The organism is Nocardia thailandica NBRC 100428 (assembly GCF_000308795.1).
GTDB lineage: Bacteria > Actinomycetota > Actinomycetes > Mycobacteriales > Mycobacteriaceae > Nocardia > Nocardia thailandica.
Window position 1 is genome coordinate 1 of the sequence record NZ_BAGK01000149.1, and the last position, 206, is coordinate 206.

Below are 206 nucleotides of genomic sequence, written 5' to 3' on the forward strand. Positions count from 1 at the left end.
ACCAGCACCGATTCCGACTCCAGCACCGGCTTCCAGGTCGCGTTCGGCATCTGGCAGATCATCGGTTCCATCGTCGGCGCGGTCGTCGGCTACCTGATCACCGCCGCGCTGGTCCGCGGCGCGCTGCACGAAACCGACGGCAACAAGCCCTCGTTCGGGTCGTTCTTCCAGTTCACCAACGTGGGCGCGGTCATCGTGGCCGGTCT

Annotated in this window: 1 pseudogene; it reads left to right on the forward strand. The window is 66.0% G+C overall.

Annotation, left to right across the window (positions count from 1 at the left end):
* Positions 1-206: pseudogene (locus ON36_RS16060) on the forward strand (hypothetical protein); the annotation flags it as partial.